At 65.1% G+C, this 19241-nt stretch carries 22 protein-coding genes and 1 rRNA gene; 11 read left to right on the forward strand and 12 right to left on the reverse strand.

All coding sequences use genetic code 11. The features are described from left to right. The first annotated feature begins 206 nt into the window (after nucleotides 1–206). The 8 genes from BM436_RS31610 to BM436_RS36565 all read left to right on the forward strand — a co-directional run bounded on the left by BM436_RS31610 (nucleotide 207) and on the right by BM436_RS36565 (nucleotide 4638). Nucleotides 207–587, forward strand: a complete 381-nt coding sequence (locus BM436_RS31610) for a single-stranded DNA-binding protein (RefSeq protein ID WP_093560343.1) — start codon at nucleotides 207–209, stop codon at nucleotides 585–587. 79 nt (nucleotides 588–666) lie between these two features. Further along, nucleotides 667–984, forward strand: a complete 318-nt coding sequence (locus BM436_RS31615) for a hypothetical protein (protein WP_093560344.1) — start codon at nucleotides 667–669, stop codon at nucleotides 982–984. A 161-nt stretch (nucleotides 985–1145) separates the two neighbouring features. Continuing rightward, on the forward strand, nucleotides 1146–1391 hold the full coding sequence (locus BM436_RS31620) for a hypothetical protein (RefSeq protein ID WP_143133392.1): 246 nt from the start codon (nucleotides 1146–1148) through the stop codon (nucleotides 1389–1391). 455 nt (nucleotides 1392–1846) lie between these two features. Beyond that, nucleotides 1847–2152, forward strand: a complete 306-nt coding sequence (locus BM436_RS31625; protein ID WP_143133393.1) for a hypothetical protein — start codon at nucleotides 1847–1849, stop codon at nucleotides 2150–2152. 231 nt (nucleotides 2153–2383) lie between these two features. Then, on the forward strand, nucleotides 2384–2629 hold the full coding sequence (locus BM436_RS36560; protein WP_143133394.1) for a hypothetical protein: 246 nt from the start codon (nucleotides 2384–2386) through the stop codon (nucleotides 2627–2629). A 445-nt stretch (nucleotides 2630–3074) separates the two neighbouring features. Then, on the forward strand, nucleotides 3075–3413 hold the full coding sequence (locus BM436_RS31630) for a hypothetical protein (RefSeq protein ID WP_143133395.1): 339 nt from the start codon (nucleotides 3075–3077) through the stop codon (nucleotides 3411–3413). Between the two features lie 94 nt (nucleotides 3414–3507). Then, a complete protein-coding gene (locus BM436_RS31635; protein ID WP_143133396.1) occupies nucleotides 3508–4026 on the forward strand; it encodes a hypothetical protein in 519 nt (172 codons plus the stop codon). Between the two features lie 417 nt (nucleotides 4027–4443). Next, complete coding sequence (locus BM436_RS36565; RefSeq protein WP_143133397.1) at nucleotides 4444–4638, forward strand: hypothetical protein; 195 nt, start codon at nucleotides 4444–4446, stop codon at nucleotides 4636–4638. Between the two features lie 25 nt (nucleotides 4639–4663). Here BM436_RS36565 and BM436_RS31640 read toward each other — a convergent pair whose 3' ends face one another. Both BM436_RS31640 and BM436_RS31645 read right to left on the reverse strand, forming a co-directional pair. Beyond that, nucleotides 4664–5260, reverse strand: coding sequence for an Hpt domain-containing protein (locus BM436_RS31640; RefSeq protein ID WP_093560349.1), 597 nt, complete (start codon nucleotides 5258–5260; stop codon nucleotides 4664–4666). A gap of 76 nt (nucleotides 5261–5336) precedes the next feature. Next, nucleotides 5337–6296 (reverse strand): CAP domain-containing protein, encoded by a 960-nt coding sequence (locus tag BM436_RS31645; protein ID WP_093560350.1) that lies wholly within the window; start codon nucleotides 6294–6296, stop codon nucleotides 5337–5339. A 165-nt stretch (nucleotides 6297–6461) separates the two neighbouring features. On the opposite strand from BM436_RS31645, the gene pssA reads away from it, so the two are divergent. Beyond that, nucleotides 6462–7247 (forward strand): CDP-diacylglycerol--serine O-phosphatidyltransferase, encoded by a 786-nt coding sequence (pssA, locus tag BM436_RS31650; protein ID WP_093560351.1) that lies wholly within the window; start codon nucleotides 6462–6464, stop codon nucleotides 7245–7247. Between the two features lie 60 nt (nucleotides 7248–7307). Here pssA and BM436_RS31655 read toward each other — a convergent pair whose 3' ends face one another. Next, nucleotides 7308–8234 carry an aldo/keto reductase gene (locus BM436_RS31655; protein WP_093560352.1) on the reverse strand — a complete coding sequence of 309 codons (927 nt, stop codon included), beginning with the start codon at nucleotides 8232–8234 and terminating at the stop codon, nucleotides 7308–7310. Between the two features lie 213 nt (nucleotides 8235–8447). Between BM436_RS31655 and BM436_RS31660 the strand changes: the two genes are divergently transcribed. Next, on the forward strand, nucleotides 8448–9791 hold the full coding sequence (locus BM436_RS31660; RefSeq protein ID WP_229490908.1) for an EAL and HDOD domain-containing protein: 1344 nt from the start codon (nucleotides 8448–8450) through the stop codon (nucleotides 9789–9791). A 98-nt stretch (nucleotides 9792–9889) separates the two neighbouring features. On the opposite strand, the gene BM436_RS31665 is transcribed toward BM436_RS31660, so the two are convergent. The 9 genes from BM436_RS31665 to BM436_RS31705 all read right to left on the reverse strand — a co-directional run bounded on the left by BM436_RS31665 (nucleotide 9890) and on the right by BM436_RS31705 (nucleotide 18576). Then, nucleotides 9890–11038: a D-alanyl-D-alanine carboxypeptidase family protein gene (locus BM436_RS31665; RefSeq protein WP_093560354.1), complete on the reverse strand. Its 1149-nt coding sequence runs from the start codon at nucleotides 11036–11038 to the stop codon at nucleotides 9890–9892. Between the two features lie 47 nt (nucleotides 11039–11085). Continuing rightward, nucleotides 11086–11754 (reverse strand): alpha/beta hydrolase, encoded by a 669-nt coding sequence (locus BM436_RS31670; RefSeq protein ID WP_093560356.1) that lies wholly within the window; start codon nucleotides 11752–11754, stop codon nucleotides 11086–11088. After that, the gene (locus tag BM436_RS31675; RefSeq protein WP_093560358.1) at nucleotides 11754–12077 is read right to left on the reverse strand and encodes a (2Fe-2S) ferredoxin domain-containing protein; all 324 of its coding nucleotides are present in this window, start codon (nucleotides 12075–12077) and stop codon (nucleotides 11754–11756) included. The genes BM436_RS31670 and BM436_RS31675 overlap by 1 nt, the downstream gene beginning before the upstream one ends. 41 nt (nucleotides 12078–12118) lie before the next feature. Next, nucleotides 12119–13243: a VanZ family protein gene (locus BM436_RS31680; protein WP_093560360.1), complete on the reverse strand. Its 1125-nt coding sequence runs from the start codon at nucleotides 13241–13243 to the stop codon at nucleotides 12119–12121. A gap of 3 nt (nucleotides 13244–13246) precedes the next feature. After that, nucleotides 13247–13939 carry an ABC-type transport auxiliary lipoprotein family protein gene (locus BM436_RS31685; protein WP_093560362.1) on the reverse strand — a complete coding sequence of 231 codons (693 nt, stop codon included), beginning with the start codon at nucleotides 13937–13939 and terminating at the stop codon, nucleotides 13247–13249. Nucleotides 13940–13988: 49 nt separating this feature from the next. Further along, nucleotides 13989–14936, reverse strand: coding sequence for an MlaD family protein (locus tag BM436_RS31690; RefSeq protein WP_093560364.1), 948 nt, complete (start codon nucleotides 14934–14936; stop codon nucleotides 13989–13991). A gap of 9 nt (nucleotides 14937–14945) precedes the next feature. Then, a complete protein-coding gene (locus BM436_RS31695) occupies nucleotides 14946–15815 on the reverse strand; it encodes an ABC transporter ATP-binding protein (RefSeq protein WP_229490910.1) in 870 nt (289 codons plus the stop codon). Beyond that, a complete protein-coding gene (locus BM436_RS31700) occupies nucleotides 15815–16942 on the reverse strand; it encodes an MlaE family ABC transporter permease (RefSeq protein WP_093560366.1) in 1128 nt (375 codons plus the stop codon). Before BM436_RS31700 ends, BM436_RS31695 begins: the two co-directional genes overlap by 1 nt. A 164-nt stretch (nucleotides 16943–17106) precedes the next feature. Beyond that, nucleotides 17107–18576, reverse strand: a complete 1470-nt coding sequence (locus BM436_RS31705; protein WP_093560368.1) for a B12-binding domain-containing radical SAM protein — start codon at nucleotides 18574–18576, stop codon at nucleotides 17107–17109. Between the two features lie 580 nt (nucleotides 18577–19156). Here BM436_RS31705 and BM436_RS31710 point away from each other — a divergent pair. Next, nucleotides 19157–19241, forward strand: a 16S ribosomal RNA gene (locus BM436_RS31710); the annotation flags it as partial.

The raw sequence follows: 19241 nt of genomic DNA on the forward strand, positions 1-19241 counted from the left end.
ACCGACGCAAAGCGCACCCGCGAGGTGAAAGTGTCCCACCTGTCCCACCTGATAAAAACGCGGTGGGACACCGCAAACCCGCATGGATACTCACTGTCCCACGCGTCCCACCTGTCCCACCGCAAAACGTGTGGAACTGAAGCTAATTGAACAACAAAGTGCGGCGCGCTCACCAGCGCCAGCACCAACACGAAAGGGAACGACACATGATTGATGCACTGATAGCCGGCCGCCTTCACGGCCACGCAGAGGAACGCACCGGGCAAGGCGGTTCCACCTTCGTTACCTGCAAGGTACGCACGGCCGCAGGCAACGGCGATTCGATATTCTGCAACGTGATCGCCTTCAACGACGATGCGCGGCACGCGCTGCTGGCGCTGGGCGACGGCGACAGCGTGGCTATGTCCGGCGCCCTGACGCCGAAAGTCTGGACCGACAAGCAGGGCAACGCGCATCCAGCGCTGGACCTGGTTGCCCATACAGTGCAAACCGCCTACCACGTCACCCGCAAGCGCAAGGCCATGCAAGGGGCGGGCAAGCCGGGCGACCAGGTACACGGCGCCGGCATCGATGACGATCTGCCCTGACAACCCGGCCACCCATGCCACGGCCAGATCATGGGCCGGCTTCGACAACCCACATGCCCGACCAAGGCGAAAGATCACCATGACCACGCAACCCATGTTCACCCCGAACGGCGACGGCTACGACATCGCCCCCGCCGGCGTCCTGCTGCTGGCCGCCGACACTGCCTATGGCCCGCCGCACGAGACAACGCCGCAAGGTATGCGGAACGCCCGCACCCTGATGGATGGCATCCTGGACGCTGCGCGCGCCGGCGGCTACACCCAAGGCGACATCCTGCGCACGCTGTTGGCACGCAACCAGCCCACGCGGCGCGTACAGGAGATGGCGCAGGCGGCGTGTGATACTGCTGGCGCCGCTGCCCTGACCTCCGTGTTTGAGCGTGCGCGGCTGGCATAGCCATATTTGTTGCAAGCAACCGCAAGTGGGTGACAAGCCACCCGTAATTCAAGGCCGCCCGGCAGGGCGAGCATTGACCGAGGCACCACCCTTGCGGGGATCAGCGCCAGCGCGCACCCGACCAGGCGGAACCTGGAACATCAAAGACGAAAGGCAACACCATGACTCCAATCGAACGTATGGCCATCGCCCGCGCCGGCGCTGGTTCCGAAACGAAGCGCCAGGGCGACATTGACCAGGTCCAATACCTGCACGACAAGGCCGCTCGCCTGGCCAGCGAGGCCGCAGCAGCCCAGCGCCAGCCGCCGAAGGTGGTCAAGCCAGCACCACCGGTGGAAAGTGAAGCGGCCCGCCAGGCGCGGCTTATTGCTGTGCTGAACGCTGCGCGCGGTGGTGGTGCAGGTTGATCCGATTACTCACACGGCCGGGCCAGTCAGTCGCTGGCACGACCTTGATGGCCATCAGGATGAGAGCGCATCATTTGTGACCCGGTGATAGTGCCACTCAGCGAACCAATATTCGCACCACACGAGCATGTTACTTTCCCTACCATTTGGGAGCACAAATCCCCGGTACATGCCAGGTGATAAGTGACCGTCCCTGCATGGCAGGGATGGAAGAACGGACAGCGATCAGCGTCCGTCCGTATATTGTTTTCGAGCGTCGCGGCCTCATCAGCGGTTGGTCGTTCGGTCCAGATAAATGCAATGTCCATGGTTTCCTTGTTGGTTATGGGCTGCGGGGTGCTGCCTCACCCTGCACTTTAAAGGCGTTTGGCAACATACTTAGAATTTACCTTTCGACCGCAATTGCAGCATTACCGGGCAACACGCATGGGATTTTCCGCTCACCGGGATACGAAATGAACAACGACCGAGAACTGATACACGCCGCGCTGCAATGGCACGCCACCCATACCCGTCGGATGGCCACCGGGGCCGAAAAGCGCCGGTTGGACAAGGAGATCAAGGCCGAAGGCTTTGGCGTGCTGTTCTCGCCGGCCAGGGAGCAGCAGGGAACTGCCGCGCTCCGGTTGACCGAACTCAAGCGCCGCGAATTGGCCGCATTACGCGTGCTGGCCAAGGCTTGCGCTAGGCAGCGGGGTCAGTTCGATCAGGCCGATGTGGTACTGGATGGCGTCGTGACCTTGTTGCCGGCGGCCGACTGAGCGGTGATCGAAGCCCGCACCGCGCAAAATAGGTGCGCAGTTTCGAAACGCCCGACTATGCCAGAAACCTTTATGTGGCGGGCTTCCTGGGCCTGCGGTCCGCCGCGTTTCTAAACTTTTGGTGCGCAGATAAGCGCGCAGTTTTTGGACGCCGCTTGGGGAATTAAACCGGATGTTACTATGTTGCGTGGCAACAACTTGGCACTCGCATAACCTACCTGGAGACGAAACTTGAAAGTCAAAGAACTGATCGCGCAGCTCAACAAACTTGATCCAAACCTTGAGGTTTATTGTTACGAAGATGGACCGGTCAGCATTGAGGGCGGCAATCCTGGCCCTTTCGATATTGTTGGAGTTACTGCGGAAATGGTCACTGCGTCGCGGCATTCCCAGACCAGAAAGCCCATCCTCAAGTTTGAGGGCGACGTGCCAGGAGCATACCCACGGGCCATCATTGGGATAACCCCGGACTTTTAATCCCCCTCCTGACGAGCGCCGGTGTTCCCTCAAATTGAGGGGCTGAACTGCTCCTGGCCACCGGCTTGGCCGTAAAGGTGAATTGCTGGCGCCGGTAGGTGGGGCGTCACTCTGCGCCGGCGCTGTGGCAGGCCGAATTTACTTTGACAGGACTTTTACGGATTGGCGCCGTCAAGGTGGATTTTGACGCGTGGTGCGGGCATTTACTTTGACTGCACTTTGACCGAGTGATGCCGGCCAGCACGCGGAATTTGCTTTACCCAGCTTTACCAATCTGCGCTGGTGCCACCGCATTTACCTTGACAGCACCTAGACGGATTAGCGTTAACCGGCAAGCCGTTTTCACTCGGGAAGCGAAGCGGTACCGGCGGCGGGCCGTCAAGGTAACCCGGCATGGCGGCGCGCTGCTGGCCAGCGCCAGCGATTCGTTCCAAGGGTCTGCGTATTGAGCAGACCCGCCACCGGTGTGCAACGTTCGCTGCACACTCCTCCGCCCGCCACCGACCAGGGCAGCACGAAGGCCAGCGCCTGTGCCGACGAAATTCGTTGTCACACGCCGGCGTCAGCCATCGATACGCAAACTGGCGCCGGTGGCGTCGATGCGCTCGACACCATCATGTCCGCCAGCACCAGCGCGCCGCCACGCGTGCAGGTCCAGACCGTCAGTTTGGCGCAGCCCATGCACCAGGACCAGGACGCCCGCCTGTTCCATTGCGGCGCCAGGTGGCACGGCCGTCATGGTCAAGTCCGAAAGTCGGACATCGCTGCTGAGGCTGGCATTTGAGACTGCTGGCGCTGGTCAGCGGTAACCGCATGAATTTTGGAACTTCTTTCTGCTCCAGGCGATGTTAAGCTGCGCGCATATATGGGAGGTAAGAATGGGTGAACAAGTAGTTGATTGGATGAGAGCGTTAGAGCGCGCAGATTGGATAGCGCTGGGCGCCTTGGGGGTATCTGTAGTCTCCGCCCTTTATTCAAGTCGGTCATGGCGTGAAGATCGGAAAGCAAACGGACTCACAGTCCTTGTGAAGCAGCAGGAAATTTATGATGGTTTCTGTGCCCTGCACAATTACATGGTGATGGTTGGACGTTCTGCCTCCATGGAGGAGGTAAGAAAGTTCTATTACTTCAAAGGGATAGCACGCGTGTATCTACCGGATTCCATAGCGAAGGACATTGAAAAATATTTCGACGCCTGCTTCGAGCTTGCAGATGCTTACAGTGCCACAAGGCCATCGTTGCCGGCCCGTGAGCAGCGCGTAGATGAAGCTGCAGAGGTAGAGGAGGATATCGGTAAGACTCTAGGGGAGCGCCTCATCACTGTATTGAGAGAGTCCAGCAGCTATAGAGCGCCGTGGTACGAGCGCTGCGGGAAATTTTTGACCAGATTAGTCTGATAGTCGCTGCGCAGAAACGGCTGTGCCGTCGACGTATACGGGGGCGCAAAACCTGGACAGTTTGATCTTTTAGTACACAGGTAAGTACACAAAACAGCCGAGTTTTGCGTAGATCCTGCTGTTAAAGGTGGTATGGCGAGTCACAAGCTTCTGTATCGAAATAGGGGCGCTTCCTATCGCTCCAGCCCTTTCCATTTAAAAATTTTTCTTCGCTCTGGGCACCTGAAAAAATAGCGGTTTTGTGTGCGTGAACACACACAAAGCCCGTAATCACGCCGCTTCAATCCTGCTATCATGGGTTCAGGCAATACCGAAATTTGCCTTGCAGGAACGCCGGATTTGATGCCGCTCATGCCGCGTGATTCCTGCGGACGTAACCTTGCTGTACGCCGTATGTGCTGTCTGAAAGGGGAAATCGTGGAGCCGCTACAGAACAATCCGCCCGACGATGCAACGAACGTCTCGCCGCCGATGCGGCGCCTGGATACGCGCCAGTCGCTGCAGCCAAAAGGCTTTTGCTGGTACTGCGACAAGCCGGTGGACAACGTGCGCCGCTTCTGCGGCAAGGAATGCCACGACGCGTTCGACGAGGAAGACGAGTTCACGCGCTGAGCCGCGCGCGCCGACCAACCAGTGATTACGCCAGCGCCGGCCGCAACGCGGCCAGCGCCGATTCAAAGTCATACTGATGGGCCGCCGACGCCACTTCCTGGAAGCGGTCGACGCCCAGGCAGGCCGCCAGCGCGGTGGCCGACCGCTCCAGCACATCGATCGCCTCGCCATCCCCCTCGTCGAGTAATTCCGCCAATCGCGCCAGCAGTTCGCGCGTCGCCGGTTCCTCGGCCCGCGGCGGCGCGGCCGCCGTTCCGGCGCCGTCCACTTCCCTCAAATAAGCGTCCGCCGCCGCCAGCAGCGCGGCCATGGCGCCGTCCAGCAGGGCCAGCGCGTCCCCGTCGAGGCAGGCCTCCGCGCCGGACGCGAACTCCCGCACTTCCCGTCCGCCCACCATGGCGGCCGCGCCCTTCAAGCCATGCAGGCGGCACAGCGCCGCCTCGCGGTCGCCGCGCGCCAGCGACTGGCGCACCTCGTCCATGGCATGCTGGTGGTCGTTGCGGAAGCGGCGCAGCAGTTGGCGGTACAGCGCGTGGTCGCCCATCAGGCGGTCCAGGCCCTCCACCGTGTCGAGGATGTGCTGTTGCGACGCCGGGGCGCCAAGGTCGGCGGGTGCTGTCATCGCCAGTCTCGTGGAAGAGCTGTCCAAGACAACAAGATAGCAGAGGCTGGGCCGCTTGGGCGCGCGACCCAGGCGATTATTTGGTCGTGAAGGACCAGTTGCGGGCGACCGCCACGCCGTCCACCGTGCCGACGAAGCTGACGTCGTAGATGGTGTTGGTTTTCAGCACAGTCAGCGGGATGATGGCGGCCGCGCTTTCCGGCGTTTCGCTGTCGCCGCCATGGGCCAGCGGGCGCACCGCCAGGTCCGCGCCGCCGCGCGGCCGCACGGTGAAGCTGTTCACGAGCAGGTTTTGCCCGAGGTTGGCGTGCACGCTGATCGGGTAGCCGACCTCGTTCTGGTTGGGCACGGGATCGGGCGATTCGGTGTCGCTGAAGAAGTTCAGCGGCACCCGGGTCTGGCCGGTGGCCGGATAGGTCGCCACGCTGCCGCGCGCCACGCCGGCGCCGCGGCCGTTGTTGGTGGCGAAGTCCGCCGTGAAATAGGTGTAAGTGCTGCCCGTCGCCACGCCGGTGCCGATCTCGCGGAACACCGGTTCCATGATGACGAAGCGGTGGTAGATCGCGCCGATCAATTCCTCCGCGTGGTAGAAGCCGGAGGTTTGTCCGGCCGCCGAGATCACCTCGCCGATGGCGTAGGAGCCGGTCAGCGTGTAGCGCGCGGCGGTCAGGCGGGCCAGCAGGTTTGCGCCGGTGAAGCCGGTCTTGCCGGCGGTCTGCTCGTGGGCGATGACGTTGTTGGCGCGCATGTAGCTCGAGTGGCCCAGCGCCGCCGTGTCGATCAGGCTGTTGCGCGCCAGGGCCGTCAGGCCGGCCTGCTGGCGGCGGTAGTTGAACCAGTTGACGCCGTCCGTCGCGGTGTTGCCCGTCAGCGTGGGCGCGCCCGGCTCCGGCGTCGTGGTGGCCGGGCTGGCCGGCGTGACCGGCGTGACGGCGGAATTGCTGGCGCTGTCTTTTTCGCCGCCGCCGCAAGCGGTCAGCAGGGCGGCCAGCAGCGCGATGGCGGACGCGTTCCAGCGTGCGTTCAAGGTGCTCATGATGTGTCCCTTCGGCGGCGTGTTTCCCGTTTCGATTCTATGCCAGTTTCTGGCGAGGGCGACGCTGCTTACAAAAGTTACACATGACGCAAGCCAAGGAAGCGCGGCGCGGCCGGCTGGTGCCGCTGTAGAATACGTTTTCGCCAACCTTGTTAACCCACAACGATGACCCCACCGAAGAAGCGCCTGCAGCGCGCCAAGTTCGCCTTGCCCAGCTTTGTCACCCTGTTGTCGATCGCCTGCGGCTTCGGCAGCATCGTGATCTCGGTGGACAACGCCTACATCGGCAGCGCGCGCGACTACCAGATGGCCGCCGCGCTGCTGGTGCTGGCCGGGGTGTTCGACGCGCTGGACGGCTTCGTGGCGCGCGCCACCGGCACCAGTTCGGAATTCGGCGTGCAGCTCGACTCGATCGCCGACGTGATGAATTTCGGTTGCGCGCCGGCGGTGCTGCTGTATTGCTATGGCTTCGTGCAGCTGGGGCACGAGCACGCCACCCTGCTGCGGGTGGGCGGCATCGCCAGTTTCGTGTTCGTCGCTTGCGGCGCGCTGCGCCTGGCGCGCTTCAACGTGAACGTGGGGCGCACGGACCCGCGCTATTTCGTCGGCATGCCGATCACCGCCGGCGCGGCCTGCGTGGCGTCGGTGGTGGTGGCGTGGCCGCGGCCGGCCACGGACACGCTGCACGGCTACCTGGTGGTGGCGTTGCTGCTGGTGGTGGGCAGCCTGATGGTGTCCACCATCCGCTTCCCCAGTTCCAAGCAGAAGAAGAGCTGGGGCGCGCTGGCCGTGCTGCTGCTGTGCATAGGCTTGTTCGTGTGGCTCACCACGGCGTTCTTCGCGCTGTTCTTCGTGGTGTATGTGGTGTTGACGCTGGCGCTCAACCTGGCGTGGCGCTATGGCTGGAAGGGCGTCGCGCCGCCGCGGGTGTACGGCGACGAGACCCTTTAAACCAACAGCGGAATCAGGGGTCAGACCCGCCGGGTCCGACCCCAGCCCTTGCCGCTGGTTTCAGGCCACCTCGTGCCCGCGCGCGGCGCGCAGGATCTCGAACCACTGGCTCCGGCTGAGCGTGAATTCGGTGGCCTCCACCGCCTCGGCGATGGCCGCGATGCGCCCGCTGCCCGTCAGCGGCACCGGACGGCAGGGCAGTTGCATGATCCACGCGAACACCACCGAGGCGAACGGCCGTTGCAGCTCGTCGGCGATGCGCCGCGTCACCGCGCGCACGCGCTCGCCCGCCGCGTCGCCGCCCTTGAACAAACTTCCCCCGCCCAGCGGCGACCAGATCATCGGCGCCACGCCCAGGTCCTGCAGGCCGTCGAAGGTCTCGTCGAACATCGGCGCCACGTGCAGCGGCGAGAACTCCACCTGGTTGGTGGCCAGCGCGATGCGGCGGTTCAGCGCCTCGAACTGGTGGCGGCTGAAGTTGGACACGCCGAAGTGCCGCACCTTGCCTTCCGCGCGCAGCCGTTCGAAGGCGGCGGCGATCTCGTCGAAATCCATCAGCGGGTCGGGACGGTGTATCAGCAGCAGGTCCAGGTGATCGGTGCGCAGCTGGCGCAGCGAGTTCTCCACCGACGCCGCGATGTGCGCCGACGTGGTGTCGTAATGCTGGATGGTGTGCTCCGGACGGCTGCCGGACAGCAGCTTGATGCCGCACTTGCTGACGATCTGCATGCGCCCGCGCAGCGACGGCTTCAGCGCCAGCGCCTCGCCGAACAACGCCTCCACGCCGTAGCCGCCGTAGATGTCGGCATGGTCGAAGCTGCTCACCCCCATCTCCAGGCATTGCTCGATGAAGGCCAGGCGCTGCGCCGGCGCCATGTCCCATTCCGTCATGCGCCACATGCCGGCTACGATGCGTGAAAGCCCCAGGCCGCCGGCGTTGGTGGTCACGGTGGGGCAGGACAGGTCGGTGCGGTGGACGGTGCTCATACGGGGCTCTCGGGCTGGTTTGTGGAACCGGTTTGAATCCGGTAAAGCGCTGATTATAAAGTGGAAATGCGGCATGTGTCCGCTTTCGCAACAATGCTGAAAATTTCAGCAGCCCGGGGCTTTTTTTGCCGTCTTTCAATGTATGATGAGTAAGAAAATTGCCACTTGGAAGTGCAGCCGCAAGGAGACCTGGTCGTGGGCTTGCTATCTTTTTTGTCGCGAAAGACGGACCAGGAAGCGTCCGCTCCAGCCCCCCTGGCGCGCGCGCCGGTGCCCACCGCCGCGCCGTCCGCCGCGCCCGTGCCCGAGCCGCCCGGCGCGGACCGGCTCAGCTTCGCCGACGCGGACGCCATGCTGTGGCGGGAGGAAATCGTCGACAAGAAGCACCGCCTGTGCGGCTACCGTTTCAGCTTCAAGGGCAGCGGCCAGCGCGCCGCGCCGGCCGAATGGGAATTCTTCGAGGCGCTGAAGGCGGCCGACCTGCCGGCCTTCGCCGAGCGCCGCATCGCCGTGATCCCGGTTTCCATCGAGGCCATCGACGCCGGCCACCACCTGGCGCTGGCCACCCCCAACAGCATGTTCCTGATCGACCGCCGCCAGGCCGCGCTGCCGCCGGAGCAACTGGCGGGCAGGCTGCTGGCGCTGCGCGCGGCCGGCTGCAAGACCGCGCTGCGCGGCGCCACCCTGGCGCCGGAGGACGCGCCGCTGCTGGCCGCCTGCGACGCCGCCTTCCTCGACCTGTCGGATTGCTCGCTGCCGCAGTTCCAGTCCTTCATGCGCCAGTTGCGCGCGGCCTGGCCGGCGCTGGGAATCGCCGTCGAGAGCGTGAACAGCTGGGATGAGCAGCGCATGTGCCTGGCGTGGGGCTGCGACTTTTGCCTGGGCCACTTCCTCTCCACCACCGACGCGGTGGACGCGGAAGCCAAGATAGACCAGGGCCGGCTGACCTCGATCGAGCTGCTGAACCTGCTGCGCACCGACGCCGAGGTCGCCGAACTGGTCGACGTGGCCAAGCAGGACCCCGGCCTGGCCTTCCATGTGCTGAAGTGGGCCAACGCGCCCAGCACGGGCCATCACACGGTCATCACCAGCCTGAAGGAGGCGATCATCGTGCTGGGCCGCGGCAATCTGTACCGCTGGCTGACGGTGTCGATGTTCCGCCTGGGCAGCACCCATGCGCGCGACGAGGCGCTGCTGGAGGTGGCGCTGGGGCGGGCGCGCTTCCTGGAGATCGCGGGGGAGGACATCCCGCAGGCGGCGCGCGACGAATTGTTCCTGGTGGGGCTGCTGTCGCTGTTCGACATCCTGCTGGGCATGCCGATGGCGGCCATCCTGGACAAGATGCATCTGTCTGAGGAGATCAGGGAGGTGCTGCTGCGCAGCGGCGGGGAGTATGGACCGTATCTGATGCTGGCGCTGCTGCTGGAGCGCGGCCAGGTGGGCCGCGCCGCCGAGCTGGCGCTGGAGATGGGCATAGCTCCCGATACCCTGGGCGCCACCCGGGACAGCGCCTTCGAGTGGGCGCAGGAGGCCCTGCACCACTCGTTGAGCGAATAGGCCCGCGGCCTAAACCGGGGACAGACCCGCGACCTGGGACGCGTGCCTATGCGTTGACTTGTGGCGCGGTGGGTCTGTCCCCTGGTTCCGCTGTTGGTTTACTTCAGCCAGAGCCGCACGGAGTCCCACGCGCGGCCGAAGATCGACGCCTGCGTCACGCCCTCCAGCGCCACCACCGGCAGGTCCAGCATCGGTTTGCCGTCCACCATCATCTTCAGCGAGCCCACGCGGGTGTTCTCGGCGAGCGGCGCCACCAGCGGGTCGCGGCGCTCCAGCAGCGGCTTCATCTTGCCGGCCACGCCCTTGGGCACCGTCACCAGCACGTCCTGCGCGAAGCCGATCTTCACCTTGTTGGACGAGCCCTTCCAGATCTCCGGCGTGTCGATGGCCTGGCCCTTGGAGTACAGCTTCACGGTGTCGAAGTTCTGGAAGCCCCAGTTCAGCAGCTTCTGGCTTTCGGCCGTGCGCGCGCCGTCGGAGGAGGTGCCCAGCACCACCGAGATCAGGCGGCGCTCGCCGCTGGCGCCGTTCGGGCGGCGCGCGGAGGCGATCATGCAGTAGCCGGCGGCCTCGGTGTGGCCGGTCTTCATGCCGTCCACGGTCGGGTCCAGCCACAGCAGGCGGTTGCGGTTGGGCTGGGTGATCTTGTTGTAGGTGAAGCTCTTCACCGAATCGATCTTGTAGAACTGCGGGAAGTCCTTGATCACGTTCTTCGCCAGCACCGACAAGTCCTGCGCGGTGGAGAAGTTCTCCGGGCTGGGCAGGCCGTGCGGGTTGGCGAAGCGGGTGTTGGTCAGACCCATGCGCTGGGCCTCGCGGTTCATCAGCGTGACGAAGGTGCCCTCGTCGCCCGCCACCGCCTCGGCCAGGGCCACGGCGGCGTCGTTGCCGGACTGCACCATCAGGCCGTGCAGCAGGTCGTTGATGGAAACCGGAACGGCCGGGTCGATGAACATCTTGGAGCTGCTGGAATCGACCTTCCAAGCGCGCACGGAGACGTTGACCATCTGGTTGATGTCCAGCTTCTTGTCGCGCAGGGCCTGGAACGTGACGTAGGCCGTCATGATCTTGGTCAGCGAGGCCGGTTCGATGCGCGCGTTCGGATCCTGCGACGCGATGATCTGGCCGCTGGTCATGTCCAGCAGCAGCCAGGACTTGGCGGCGATGGTCGGTGCGGGAATGGTCTGGGCGACGGCGGAGGTCAGGAACAGCACGCTGGTGGCGAGTGCCGCTAGGTATTTTTTCATGGGTGTTTGATGCTCGTGATAAAGAGAATGCGGGACATTATAGGGCTTCAATCCTCGGCGGACGCGTCCTTTTGGACGTCCTGGCCGGCCGGGCCGCTGCGCCACAGCGCCTGCACCCAGCTCTTGATGTGGCCGAGCTTGCGGTGGAAGAAGTGGTCGGCGCCGGGGATCACGATCACCGGCACGTCCTGCGGACGCAGCCAGTCCAGCACCGCCTGCAGGGGGATGGTGTCGTCGTTTTCGCCGTGGATCAGGATGGTGTCGGCCGGGATGTCGGCCATCTGCCACTTGCCGGCGGCCGCGCCCACCAGCACCAGGCGCTCGGCCGGGGTGCCGGCGGCGGCCAGGCGCTGGCCCAGCTGCGACTGCACATAGGTGCCGAAGGAGAAGCCGGACAGCGTCACCGGCAGGCCGGGGAACTTTTCAATCATGTATTGGTGCAGCAGGCCCATGTCGTCGGTCTCGCCGTGGCCGTGGTCGTGCACGCCCTCGGACGCGCCCACGCCGCGGAAGTTGATGCGGGCCACCACGTAGCCCAGGGCCACGAAGGTGCGCATCAGCGTCACGGCCACCTTGTTGTCCATGGTGCCGCCGTACAGCGGGTGCGGGTGGGCCACCAGGGCGATGCCACGCGGCGCGCTGGCCGGCATGTCGATCAGGCCTTCCATCCGGCCGGCGGCGCCGGCCAGGGTGATTTTCTCGGAGCTCTTGTTCATCATATTTTCAGGCGCTCCACCACGTTGCCGCCCACCAGGTGGCTGTCGATGATTTCGTCGATGTCGCTGGTGTCCACGTAGGTGTACCAGGTGCCTTCGGGATAGACCACCATCACGGGGCCCTCCTCGCAGCGGTCCATGCAGCCGGCCTGGTTGATGCGCACCTTGCCCTGGCCATTGATGCCCAGTTCCTTGCAGCGCTTTTTGGCGTGTTTTTGCGCGGTTTCCGCGCCGTGGTCGCCGCAGCTGTTGCGGCCGTCGTCACGCTTGTTCATGCAAAAGAACACGTGACGCTCGAAATAGGGTTTGTTGTCGTCGCTCATGAGGGGCCTCGATTCTTCGTCCAAGGCGTAATGATACCCGCCTATGGCCGGTTCAGCTTATGCGAGGGCAGCAGCAAGAACCACAGGGCGAAAAACGGCCAGAGCAGCGCCAGGAATTGCGCGGCGCCATTGAAGTTGAGGAACTTGCCCTGCACCCAGCCTTGCAGCGTGGCCGTGAAGTAGGGATTGACGGGCGTGCTGTTCACGATAAGCAGGCTCAGAAGCAGGGTGATGGCGGCCAGGCGCCGCTGCGCCATGTGGGGCGCGAACGCCAGCCCGGCCAGCATGATGGCGCCGATCAGGAAGCCGCCCTGGGCGCCCGGCGTCACCCAGACGAAGGCGTTCTCGGGCGAGAACAGCAGCGCCGTGGCCAGCGCCTTGATGACGACGGCCGCCCCCACCAGCGCGATCAGCAGGCCGGCGCGGGGCGAGGGCTTGCGCGTCATGCACAGCAGGGTCAGGCCCGCGCCCACCATGCCGCAGGCGGTGATGATGGTCTCGGACAGCCAGTACTGCTCCACCGTCAGCTCCACGCCGGGACGCACCAGCTCCACCAGGTCCACGCTCTCGTCCAGCAGTTCCGACAGCCAGTCCGACAGGATGGGCAGCAGCTGGCCGTGGCCGAACAGGAAGCCCTGCGGATAGATCTGCGCCAACGGCCACAGCGCCATCAGCACCAGGCCCTGGCTGGCGTGCTGCGCGAACCAGCGCTGGCGCAGGCGGTACAGGGGGCTGCCGTCCAGCAGCCGGCCGGCGCTGAGCACGCCGAACAGCGCGCCCAGCGCGCCGCCGGCGGCGTTGGTGTAGAAGTCCAGGTTGTTCGAGACGCGGCTGGGCAGGTAGGTTTGCACCGCCTCCATCGCGCCGGAGATGAGGGCGCCGCACAGGGCCGCCACCAGGAAGGCCCACACGCCGCGCAGGCGCGGGTACAGCGCGTACACGATCAGCATCCCCAGCGGGACGTAGCCCACCACGTTGATGATGGCGTCGAACTTGGTCCAGTAGCGCGGCATCTCCGTGTGCTGCAGGAAGATCAGCGGCGACAGGCCCTGGTTCTGCCAGCCGGAGAAGGGGAACCAGCTGGCGTAGACGATCAGCAGCACGTAGGCCAGCAGCGTCGCGCGGGCGACGGGCGATGGCGTGCGTGGGTTGACCGTGGCCTGCATGCGTTATGGGCGCGTGGCGGACGGCTGCAAGGACTGCTGGGAAGCCGATTGCTGCTGCGGCGGCAGCGCCGCCAGCCACGCCAGGATGTCGGCGGCGATGGCGTCGGACGACGCGGCCAGAGCGCGCGCGCCGCCGGCGGCGTCCGCGCTGGGCGCCGGCGTGCTGCGGGTGAAGGTGCGCTGGTCCACCAGTTTGTGGTTGCGGAACAGCGAGGCGCGCAGCGACACCTGGCCGTTGCTGCTGGCCTGGCTGTCGAAGTTCTGCGAGAAGTCGTCCGCCTCCAGGCGCAGCAGCGGCATGCCGATCGCCGCGTCGGTGGTGACCAGCACCTTCACGCCGGCCTGCGCCACGCGCGCGCGCAGGCGCTGGCTAAGCAGCTGCAGCGGCGTCGCGCTCCAGCTGTTGTGGGCGTAGGGGCGGGCCTGCTGCGCGTCCGCGTACAGCAGGCGGTAATACATGCGGTTGCTGTCCAGCGAGGCGGGGCCGTTCACGTCCGCGATCACCAGCGCGGGGATGGGCGCGGCCGCCAGCGCGGCCGCCGGGGTTGCCGGTGTCGCCGGCGTTGCGGCGGCTTGCGGCGCGGGCAGCGGGCCGAAGTCGTAGGTGGCGGACACGGGCGCCTTGGTGGCGCAGCCGCCGAGCAGCAGCGCCGCCGGCAGCAGGGCCAGGGCGGACAGGCGTTGGAAGGAGGTCATGGTGGCGGTCCTTGTCATGGTTCTGCTGGGTGCGTGTTATTTGCCAGCGTTATTTGCCGGCGCCGGCGGGCGGCGCGAAGCCGGCTTCGCCCGGTCCCGGCGCGCCGTCGGGGGCGCCGAACAGGATGCTTTGCGGGCGGTCGTTCAAGGTGTTCATGGTGCGGCGCACGGCGCGCATCGACGAGCGGGTCTCGTCGGTGAGGGCGTTGATGTTGGGGAGTGTCTCCAGCTCGATGCCGCCGGCCACCGTCTCCAGCGACAGGCCCACCCGGTCCACCGTGCCGTTCAGGCGCGAGATGGCGCCGTCCGGGCCCTGCAGGCTGGAGGTCAGCTTGGTGGCGTCGTCGGCCAGGCGGTTCACGGCGGCCAGGCTGCCGCGCGCCTGGTCCATCAGCGCCGGCAGCTTGTCGATGGTGGGGCCGAGTTTTTGCGGCAGTTCGCGGTATTCCCTCGCGGTCTCGCTCACGTCGGAGAAGGCGGCCAGCATGGTCTTGCGGTTGTCGGGGCTGAGCAGGTCGTTCAGGCTGTCGGCCGCTTTCTCGGCGCGCTCCAGGATGGCCTTGCCGCGCTTCTCCAGCTGGTCGAACAGGCCGGGTTGCAAGGGGATGCGGGTGGGATTGTCCTTGCTGGTCTGCAGCAGCGGCGAACCCACCGATTCATCGTCCAGCTGGATGTAGGCGATGCCGGTCACGCCCTGGTAGCCCAGGGTGGCGTAGGTGGTCTTGGTCACCGGCGTGTCCGGCGCCACGCTCAGGTGCACCAGGATCTGGCCCGCCGTCTTGGAATCGAAGTCGATGGCGTCCACCTTGCCCACCTCCAGGCCGCGGTAGCGCACCGCCGCCTGCGGATTCAAGCCCGGGATCGACAGCGTGGTGGCGATCAGGTAGGGGTCCCGTTCCACGCGGTCGCGGTTGAACCATACGCCGAACAGCACGGCCGCCGCCAGCAGGGCGATGGTGAAGAAACCGGTCATCAATGCGTGCGATCTGTTTTCCATGGGGGCTCCTTATGCTTTGCTTGCCGCTTTTTCATCAAGCGCTTCCAGCGCCCGCAAGCCGCGGTCGCCGAGGAAGAACTGCTTGATGAAGGGATGGTCGACGCGGATCACCTCGCGCGTGGGGCCGATGGCGATCACGTGCTTCTCCGCCAGCACGGCGATACGGGTCGAGAGGGCGAACAGCGTGTCCAGGTCGTGGGTCACCATCACCACGGTCAGTCCCAGCTCGCGGTGCAGCGATTTGATCAGCGCCACGAAGCTCTCGGACAGGTCCGGGTCCAGGCCGGCCGTGGGCTCGTCCAGGAACAGCAGCTTGGGTTCCAGCGCCAGGGCGCGCGCCAGGGCCACGCGCTTGATCATGCCGCCGGAAAGGTCGGACGGCATCTTGTTGGCGTGCTCCGGCCCCAGGCCCACCATGTTCATCTTCAGCAGCACCGCGTCGCGTATCAGGTCGTTCGGCAGCGCGCGCAGCTCGCGCATGGGCTGGGCGATGTTCTCGAACACCGTCAGGGCCGAATACAGCGCGCCCTGCTGGAACAGCATGCCCCAGTGGTTGCGCAGCTGCTGCAGGTGCTCCGCGTTGGCCTCGCTGATATCCTCGCCGAAGATGCGCACGCAGCCGCGGCTGGGGCGCTCCAGGCCCAGCATCTGGCGCAGCAGCACGGTCTTGCCGGTGCCGGAGCCGCCCACGATGGACATGATCTCGCCCTGTTCGATGGCCAGGTTCAGGTCCTGGTGCACCACGGTGCGGCCGAAGCGCGTCTGCAGGTTGGTGATCTCCACCACCGGCACGCTGCCGTCCAGCGTCAGCTTGCCCTCGCCCTCGGGGCAGGCGTTGCAGTCGTCGTCCCCGGTGCTCGTGTTGGTGGTCTCGTCCATCAGTAGCCCACCCCGTTGAAGACGATGGCGAACACCGCGTCGGCCAGGATCACCACCGTGATCGCCGTCACCACCGAGGTGGTGGTGCCGTGGCCCAGACTCTCCGTGTTCGGCTTGATGCGCAGGCCGAAGTGGCAGGACACCAGCGCGATCAGCATGCCGAACACCACACCCTTGCCCAGGCCGATCATGTAGTTCGCCAGCGGCACCGCGTCCGGCAGTTTCTGGATGAAGTAGCGCGCCGACAGGTTCAGCTCCACCTTGGCCGATACCATGCCGCCGATCAGCGCCATGGTGTCGGTCCAGATCACCAGCAGCGGCATGGAGATGGCCAGCGCGATCACCTTCGGCAGGATCAGGCGGAAGCCGTGCGAGATGCCCATCACCAGCATCGCGTCCAGCTCCTCGGTCACCCGCATCACGCCCAGCTGCGCCGTGATGGCCGAACCCGAGCGGCCGGCCACCAGGATGGCCGCCAGCAGGGGGCCGAGCTCGCGGATCACGCTCATGCCCAGCAGGTTGACGAGGTAGATGTCGCCGCCGAAGGTGCGCAGCTGCTGCGCGGAGAGGAAGGACAGCACCACGCCGATCAGGAAGCCCACCAGCGCCGTGATGCCCAGCGCCTCGAAGCCGGCGTGATAGATGTTGGCCGAGATTTCGCGCCAGGGGCCGCGGATGGGATTGCGGACGAAGCGCCACATGTCCTGCGTGACCTGGCCGATCAGGCGCACGAAGCCGCTCAGGTGCTCGAAGAAGCCGAGGATGCCCTGGCCCAGCGCGACCACGGATTTGAAGCGGTGCGGGCGCGGGCGCGCCAATTGCAGCTTGCCGGTGGTTTCCAGGCGCTTGAAGAATTCCTCGTGTTCGGGGGCCAGCTGCAGCGACGGTGGGCGGGCCTTGTCCCAGGCGTTCCACAGCAGCTGCGCGCCGATGTGGTCCAGGGCGTCGATGCCGCGCAAGTCCCACTGGATTTGCTTGCCCTTCAGGCGTTTCAGCATCGCGCCGATGGAGTTCATGGTCCGCTTGTGGGCCAGCGCGTGCACCTGCCAGGTTCCAGCGGCCGTGACCGACGACCCCGACTCGCCGCCGGGGCTGATGGTGAGGGAGGGGGCTGGATTCGTAGGCATAAGCTCAAGTGTAAGTGACTTTCTCCAGCGACGCCACTAAGGCAAGCCCGTAGCGTGCGATAGCTAACCTTGCGTCTCGCCCCTGGCGCGTCCAAGGGGACAGACCCCACGCGCCACGCGCTTTGCCAAGGGCCCGCGCCGCGGAACGCGGGTCTGTCCCGGTGTCAGGCCGCCAGGTGCCGCGCCTGCCGCTGCGGGGCGACCGCCTGCGCCTTGGCCTTCGCCGGCGCGAAGTCGCGCGCCAGCAGCCGCGCCGCGTCCTCGGCCGCCATTCCCGTGTGCGCCAGCCAGCGCTGCACCATGCCCGCCAGCCGGTCCAGCGCGATGCGGTGGGTGGCGTCCGTGTTCGCGTACAGCCAGTCCGCGAACGCCATGAAGTTCTCGAACGGCGCCTCTCCCAAAAGCACCGGCACCGTGTGCGTGAAACGGCCGGAGTTGGCCACCAGGTCCCAGTAGCGCGCGAAGCGCACCAGCCGCTGCATGGTGGGGAAGTCGATATCCTTGTTCGCCAGGATGGTGTAGGGCGGATGCGGATCGAACACCAGCCCGAACGGCTCCGTGTGGCGGATGATGGGCGTGCCGCGCAACCGCTTCAGGATGCCGAACTGGATCTCGTGCGGTCCCAGCGCCCACAGCTTGTTGAAGCCCGCCGCGAAGCTCTCCACCGTCTCCCCGGGCAGGCCGGCGATCAGGTCCACGTGCATGTGGGCGGTGGAGTGGTCGCACAGCCAGCGGATGTTGTCGGCCGCCTTCTGGTTGTCCTGCTTGCGGCTCACCAGCGTCTGCACCTCCGGGTTGAAGCTCTGGATGCCGATCTCGAACTGCAGCGCGCCCGCCGGGAATTTGGCGATGCCTTCCTTCAGCGCGTCCGGCAGGTGGTCCGGCACCAGCTCGAAGTGGGCGTAGACCGGATCGTCCGGGTTGGCCTCCAGCTTGTCGAGGAAGAAGCGCATGATCCTCAGGCTGGTCTTGATGTTCAGGTTGAAGGTGCGGTCCACGAACTTGAACAGGCGCGCGCCGCGCGCGTGCAGCCCCTCCATCTCCGCCAGGAAGGTGTCGACGTTGAAGGGCCAGGCCGTCTTGTCCAGCGCGGACAGGCAGAACTCGCACTTGAACGGGCAGCCGCGCGAGGCCTCCACGTAGATGGTGCGGTTCTTGATGTCGTCGTCGGTGTAGAGCGAGTAAGGCATCGCCAGTTCGGCCATCGGCGGCTGGTGGCCGGCGTGCACCTTCATCAGGGGCTTGGGCCCGTTAAGGATCTCGCCGCACAGCTTGGGGAAGGTGACGTCGCCCCAGCCGGTGATCACGTAGTCGGCCTGTCTGACGATGTCCTGCTCCCCGGTCTCGTGCGACACCTCGGGCCCGCCCAGCACCACCACGATGTGCGGCGCCACCCGTTTCAGCATGGCCACCAGCTTGTTGGTTTCCTCGACGTTCCAGATGTAGACGCCGAAACCGACGATGCGCGGCTGGTGCGCCAGGATGCGCTCGACCATTTCCGTGGTCTTCGCGCCGATGACGAATTCCTGTATCTTGGTCCGTTCCCGCAGCTCCCCCATGTTGGCCAGCAGGTAGCGCAGCCCGAGGGAGGCGTGGGTGTAGCGCGCGTTGAGGGTGGAGAGCAGGATGGTCATGGTGCGAATAATGAAATGTGGGCGGGAGGCGGCCGCAACCGTGTCATTCCCGCCTGCGCGGGAGCGACGGAGCGTCGCTAGTCAGACGGCATTTGCGGCGAAAGGAGCCATTTTACCGCTGTTACTCCGTCAGCAACGAGCTGCAATACTATACGGGCCGGCCGGAGAATGTCCGCGTCGCCGATGCTGCCGCAGCAAATGCTGGTCGATTACGTTCAGGTGCATCGCCGTGGCAACTGAGTGTTGCAAGACCGGCGGGCCTTTGCTATAGTTCTGTCCCCGCGCTGCTGAGCATACGCAGAGCGGAAAAGGAAGTGGAAAACGAGGGGTTGACGAAGTAAATCAAACGCCTCATAATCTCGCTTCTCTGCTGACGGACAAAACGATTCGTCGACAACGCAGACAGGTTCTTTAAAAATTAACAGTCGATAAGTGTGGGCGTTTGATGATGATGCCGGAGGCGCAAGCCTCTTAGCTCAAATTATTAAACGCTCAACAAAAGAAATAAACGTGACCTCGCAAGAGGAATCGTCAGTTATTTTGATGGGCGCCAAGTCAGAAATGACTTTAAACAGAGATTGAACTGAAGAGTTTGATCCTGGCTCAGATTGAACGCTGGCGGCATGCTTTACACATGCAAGTCGAACGGCAGCGCGGGGCAACCT

This window comes from Pseudoduganella namucuonensis, assembly GCF_900116645.1.
GTDB classification, from domain to species: domain Bacteria; phylum Pseudomonadota; class Gammaproteobacteria; order Burkholderiales; family Burkholderiaceae_D; genus Rugamonas; species Rugamonas namucuonensis.